The organism is Burkholderia sp. APQ4-4ca (assembly GCF_057837105.1).
On sequence record NZ_JBYQCG010000193.1, the window covers coordinates 7,237 to 13,065 of the forward strand.

The window sequence follows — 5,829 nt, forward strand, 5'->3', positions numbered from 1 at the left end:
TGCGGTTTTAGCCCGGAACACGTCCATGTCTTTTGCCTCGCTTGGCCTGATCGAGCCGTTGCTGCGTAACCTGCAGGGCCTCAATTACCAGACACCCACGCCGGTGCAGGCCAAGGCGATTCCCGTCGTGCTCGGCGGCAAGGACGTCATGGCCGCCGCACAGACCGGCACCGGCAAGACGGCCGGCTTTGCGCTGCCGCTGTTGCAGCGGCTCGTGCAGCACGGCCCGGCGGTATCGAGCAACCGTGCGCGCGTGCTGGTGCTGGTGCCCACCCGCGAACTGGCCGAGCAAGTGCTGCAAAGCTTCGTCGAGTACGGCAAGGGCCTCGATCTGCGATTCCTGGCCGCCTACGGCGGGGTGAGCATCAATCCTCAGATGATGAAGCTGCGCAAGGGCGTCGACGTGCTCGTGGCGACGCCCGGCCGCTTGCTCGACCTCAATCGCCAGAACGCCGTGCAGTTCGACCAGGTCCAGACACTGGTGCTCGATGAAGCCGACCGCATGCTCGATCTCGGCTTCGCGCGCGAACTCGACGCGGTGTTTGCCGCGTTGCCCGCCAAGCGCCAGACGCTGCTGTTCTCCGCGACGTTCTCCGAAGAAATCCGCGCGCTGGCGGCCGGCATTCTGCGCAGCCCGATCGACATCAGCGTCAGCCCGCCCAACGCCACGGCCAGCAAGATCAAGCAGTGGGTCGTGCCGGTCGACAAGCGGAACAAGCCCGACCTCTTCATGCACCTGGTGGCCCAAAACAAGTGGGAGCACGCGCTGGTGTTCGTCAAGACCCGCAATGGCGTCGATTATCTGGCGGTCATGCTGGAGAAGGCCGGCTATGCGGTCGATACGATCCACGGCGACAAGCCGCAGCCCGCGCGTCTGCGCGCGCTGGAGCGCTTCAAGACAGGCGAAGTGCAGATGCTGGTCGCCACCGACGTGGCGGCGCGCGGGCTGGATATCGACGATCTGCCGCTGGTGATCAACGTCGATCTGCCGATCGTTGCGCAAGACTACGTGCACCGTATCGGCCGCACCGGCCGCGCGGGCGCGAGCGGCGTCGCGGTGTCGCTCGTGTGCGCCGACGAAGCGCCGCAACTGGCCGCGATCGAAGCGCTGATCCGGCAGACGCTGCGGCGGGAAGAGGAGCCGGGTTTCGAAGCCGACCACCGCGTGCCGGAAACCAGCGCGACGGGCCAGCTCATCAAGAAACCCAAAAAGCCGAAGAAACCCAAGGTGCCGCAAGCTGCGCCGGCGGCCCGACAGGCGCCGGGCAAGAAGCCGCATACGCAAGGTGGCGAAGGCAAGCGCACGTCCGGGACGCAGCACGCGGTGGCCAATGGTGCGGGTCAAGGCCCGGACTACACCATCGGCAGCCCGTTCAGCGTGCAGAAGCCGCGTAGCAAACCGGCGGCCAAGCCGGCTGCGGGGAAGGCCGCCGGCAAATCTGCCGGGGGGCGCGGCAAATCGGGCAAGCCGTCCCGGTAGACTGAATCCTTCCCTTTTCGACGTGCCCGATACGATTGAACCGCCCGATGAAGTGAACGCAAACGGGCGGCTCGGAACAGCGCTGCCGGTTTTCTCGTTCGCGGCGTGAAACCGCGCACGACAGCGGCTTCCCCGCATGACCCATGATGTGCGATGACTGAAGTGAGAGATGGAATGACGACGACATTCGACGAGGCGACGACGGCGGCGATCGCCGCGTTTGCCCAACTGGATTTCTACACGGCCGTGCAAGCGATGCGCGCCGAAGCCGATTACGACCACGAACGGGACCAATGGATTTCGCGCTATATCGACGAACAGGGCGGCGGCATGGACGATGCGGAATACGACGCCCTGCACGCGCGGGCGCAGGCCACCCCGGAATACGCGGCGTTCATCGACGGGGTTCGCCGGGAAATTCTGGCGTACTTCGGCGTGACCGACGAGCAACTGGACTGGATGATCGTGCTGCGCGAGGACGACAGCGATGAACTGTGGGCGGAGGTCAACCGGCAGCGCAGCGCGTTGGGAACCGGCGAAGTGCGCGGGGATCTCTGACTGGGCCCGTCATTCGTCGGTACGATGGGGGCGCCATTTGAAGGTCGGCTCCGCACCACGTACTGGACACTCGCCTATCCATCAATCTTCTCGCGCCAGTCGCAGCAAGATATCGGCGAGGGCCCGAATTTTCGGTTGTGCCGCCCGTTGGGGCGGATAAACGAGGAAGTAGGAAAGGCCGTCTTCAGCCACATCGTCAAACGGTGTCACCAGCGATCCGGCACGGAGCCGGTCTCTCGCCATTCGCGGGTCGCCGATTGCAATGCCGTGCCCTTCCATCGATGCCGCGAGCGTCAATTCGAGGGTATCGAACACGAGCCCGCGCCCCGCGTCGATCTGGCGCGCCCCCACGTGATCGAGCCAGCATCTCCACTCTGCGCGGCTGGGCCCGGGATGGAGCAAAGCGACGTGCGCCAAGTCGGCAACCGATCGCAGCGATGTCGCCAACGCGGGCGAGCACATCGGCGTGAGCCGCTCGGGAAACAGCGGTACGGCTTCCATACCGGTCCACTGTCCCGTGCCTCGCACGATGATGGCGTCGACGTCGGACGTCGTGAAATCCGGCGTGTCGTCCGCGGATGTCGAAATACGCAGCTCCGTCCCGCTCATCGCGCGATGAATGTCCGGCAGCCGCGGGAGCAGCCAGCGAACGGCGAACGTGGACGGCAACTTCAACGTGAGCACCGAGGTCGCCCGTGCATGGGAATCCGCGTGCCGAACCAGTTGCGTGAGCACGTCGACCGCGACCGTCAGCAGTGCATTGCCTTCTGGCGTCAACGTCAGCCCCGATACATGGCGCACGAACAGTGCGCATCGATAGTGCGTCTCCAACTGCTGTATCTGGCGGCTCACGGCGCCTTGCGTGCGGCATAGATGATCCGCGGCCTTGCTGACGCTGCCCAGCTGCGCCGCGGCGACGAACGACTGAATCGCCGCCAACGGCGGGAGCGGCCGCGTCAGGTCAGCGAGCGGATATGCATGCGCCGCATACCCGGGTTGCGAATTTTTCGATTGTTCGGTCATCGGTGCGTCGCTATCGTGCGTCTACCGGATGCCCCGTTCTTGCGAATGAACGGGGCTGTCGACGAATGATCGGAGGATAATTTTGGGCTCAACGTCGGAATCACTCTACACGGAACGGGTTCGCGCTTACCTGCGGGAACTGGAGCGCGGCGATGTCGGCGCCATCTGCGCGCTATTCACGCCGGACGCGCGGATTTTCTCGCCATTTCTCGGCTGGATGCACCCCGAGCCCTTCTTTTCGAAGGTCGCGGCCGCATCGGGAGAAAGCAGGATTACACCGATCGATATCTGCGTCAGCACGAGTGGGGCGCGACGTGCGACAGGTTACTTCATCTACGACTGGGCCCTGAAAGACGGTTCGGTGGCGCGCTTCGAGTGCGTCGACGTGTTCGAGTTCGACCCCGCCGGGCTGATCGAACGGATGATCATCGTGTACGACACCCATCCGATTCGCAGTACGGTCGGCGACAAGTACGCGTAATGGAATCGATGTCGCTCGATACCGAAGGCTGGCGTCCGCGGAGGACGGTTCCGCACGACGCCAAACTTCCGCGGACGCTGTCTCTCAGGCTTTCTCAGGAAGTCGAAGCATATCTCGACGACCGATGTCGATCAAGGTCGCGCCCATGTGCGAAGCACGTCGAAATCCCGGCAAGCTACGCGTCTGCGTCGCGGTGTTCTCTGTCGAAATTCAGCCGTGCTTCCCGGAAGCGGTCCGCATTCTCGACGATCCAGGTCCACAGCGGCACCATCCTGACGAGCAAGTCCATGCCCGTGTCGGACAACTCGTATTCGACTCGAGGCGGGACTTCTTCGAAATCGTGACGGAGCACCAGGCCGTCACGTTCGAGCTGTCGTAACGTGCGCGTCAACATGCGCTGAGTCACCCCGTGCATGCGCCTGCCGATTTCCGCATGGCGCAGCCGGCCGTACACGCCGAGCGTGTGGACGACACCGAGCGACCAACGGCTTCCGGCATGGGCGAGCACCTCCCGCCGCAACCCGTCATCATCGTCTCGCAGGCCGTCGCACACGGTCTGCGAATATCGGAGAAGTTCGTCTCGATCCAACTATCTCGCTCCCGGTATCACGCGTGTACCTTCTTTCAAACACAACCATGCATCGCTAGACTGCGTGCAACCCATTCCTCAGCAGGCTAGACGATGAACCCAGCAGACCCTGACGCGACTTCCCGAAACATTCTCGTGCTCGGTGCCGGCGAACTCGGCCTCCCGGTACTACGCAATCTTGCACGTCGAGCGAAGGACATCGCCGGCGCGAAGATCAGCGTGCTGCTGCGCGCGAGTGCCCTCGAGTCCAGCGCACCCGCCAAGCGGCATGATATCGCGGAGATTCGGGCGCTTGGGATCGAGATCGTCGTAGGCGATTTCGTGAAGCATTCCATCGACGAACTCGCCGCCCTGTTCGCGCGATATGACACGGTAATCGGTTGCGCGGGCATTACAGCCGGCATCGATACGCCGATGAAGTTGGCGCGGGCTGCGTTGCAGGCGCGCATCCCGAGGTACTTCCCGTGGCAGTTCGGGGTCGATTTCGACGTGATCGGCCGCGGCAGTCCGCAGGACATCTTCGACGCCCAGCTGGACGTGCGCGAATTGCTGCGCAGTCAGCACCAGACCGAGTGGGTCATCATTTCGACCGGCATGTTCACGAGCTACCTGTTCGAGCCGGACTTCGGTGTAGTCGATCTGCAAAACGACGCGGTCCACGCGCTGGGCAGCCTCGACACTGCCGTGACGCTGACGACGCCCGACGATATCGGCGCGCTGACTGCCGCGATCGTGTTCGCGCAACCCCGTATCCGGAACGAGATCGTGTATCTGGCTGGCGACACCGTGACTTACGGGGAGGTCGCCGACAAGCTGGAAGCGGCCCTCGGCCGCCCCTTCAGCCGTTCGGCGTGGAGCGAGCAGTACTTGCTCGATGAGCTGGCGCGCGACCCGAACAACATGATGCGCAAGTATCGCGCGGCATTTGCTCAAGGGCGGGGCGTCGCATGGGACAAGAGCGGGACGTTCAATCAACGCCACGCCATCCCGGTCACCGACGTGGCGTCGTGGATCAATGCCAACCTCGCTTCGGGCCGCAGCGACTAATCGCGAGCCCGACCATCCGGGCAAACGGCATCGACGACAGGCGATCGTCGATGCCGTTGAAGCCGGGATGGCGGATCGGGGCTCGCCAACCGACATGCACCCACCTTCACGAAGCATGAAAAAAGCCCGCCGAAGCGGGCAACCTCACGATGCGGAGGGGGAGATGCGAAAACGCGATCGGCGGGCGGTCAGCCTTTCGTCGCGCCGAACGTGAGCCCCGCGACGAAGTGCTTCTGCATCGCGAAGAACATCGCGACCGACGGCAGCGCGGCGAGGATCGACCCGGCCGATACGAGATTCCACGACGTCGTCCATTGCCCCTTCAGCGCCGCGACACCCGCCGTGATCGGCGCCGCCTCGTCGCCCTGCGTGAGACACAGCGCCCAGAAGTAATCGTTCCACACGAACGTGAACACGAGAATCGCGAGCGCGGCCAGCGCGGGCCGGATCAGCGGCAGCACGATGCGCCAGAACACCGTCCATTCGCCCGCGCCTTCGATGCGCGCCGCCTCGATCAGCTCGAACGGCAGCTGCTTGATGAAGTTGCGCAGGAACAGCGTGCAGAACCCCGTCTGGAACGCGACGTGAAACAGGATCAGCGCTTCGACGGTATTGAACACGCCGAGCCGCAGCGACAGGTCGCGCACCGGA

Annotated in this window: 7 protein-coding genes; 4 read left to right on the top strand and 3 right to left on the bottom strand. The window is 64.1% G+C overall.

Annotated elements, in window-relative coordinates; translation table 11 throughout:
• Positions 1 to 25 precede the first annotated feature (25 nt).
• A complete protein-coding gene (locus AC3IFE_RS21085; RefSeq protein WP_489191835.1) occupies positions 26 to 1,480 on the top strand; it encodes a DEAD/DEAH box helicase in 1,455 nt (484 codons plus the stop codon).
• Positions 1,481 to 1,654: 174 nt separating this feature from the next.
• Entirely contained in the window at positions 1,655 to 2,038 is a 384-nt protein-coding gene (locus tag AC3IFE_RS21090; RefSeq protein WP_301737416.1) for an ATP-dependent protease, read from the top strand.
• Positions 2,039 to 2,119: 81 nt separating this feature from the next.
• On the opposite strand, the gene AC3IFE_RS21095 is transcribed toward AC3IFE_RS21090, so the two are convergent.
• On the bottom strand, positions 2,120 to 3,061 hold the full coding sequence (locus AC3IFE_RS21095) for a LysR substrate-binding domain-containing protein (RefSeq protein ID WP_489191832.1): 942 nt from the start codon (positions 3,059 to 3,061) through the stop codon (positions 2,120 to 2,122).
• Positions 3,062 to 3,143: 82 nt separating this feature from the next.
• Between AC3IFE_RS21095 and AC3IFE_RS21100 the strand changes: the two genes are divergently transcribed.
• Positions 3,144 to 3,542 (top strand): nuclear transport factor 2 family protein, encoded by a 399-nt coding sequence (locus tag AC3IFE_RS21100; protein ID WP_179233550.1) that lies wholly within the window; start codon positions 3,144 to 3,146, stop codon positions 3,540 to 3,542.
• 175 nt (positions 3,543 to 3,717) lie between these two features.
• On the opposite strand, the gene AC3IFE_RS21105 is transcribed toward AC3IFE_RS21100, so the two are convergent.
• Positions 3,718 to 4,131, bottom strand: a complete 414-nt coding sequence (locus tag AC3IFE_RS21105; protein WP_089470878.1) for a winged helix-turn-helix transcriptional regulator — start codon at positions 4,129 to 4,131, stop codon at positions 3,718 to 3,720.
• A 93-nt stretch (positions 4,132 to 4,224) separates the two neighbouring features.
• On the opposite strand from AC3IFE_RS21105, the gene AC3IFE_RS21110 reads away from it, so the two are divergent.
• Positions 4,225 to 5,178: an aromatic alcohol reductase gene (locus tag AC3IFE_RS21110; RefSeq protein ID WP_489191833.1), complete on the top strand. Its 954-nt coding sequence runs from the start codon at positions 4,225 to 4,227 to the stop codon at positions 5,176 to 5,178.
• 188 nt (positions 5,179 to 5,366) lie between these two features.
• Here the strand turns inward: AC3IFE_RS21110 and AC3IFE_RS21115 are convergent.
• A partial coding sequence (locus AC3IFE_RS21115; RefSeq protein WP_489191834.1) for a carbohydrate ABC transporter permease occupies positions 5,367 to 5,829 on the bottom strand: 463 nt, incomplete at its 5' end.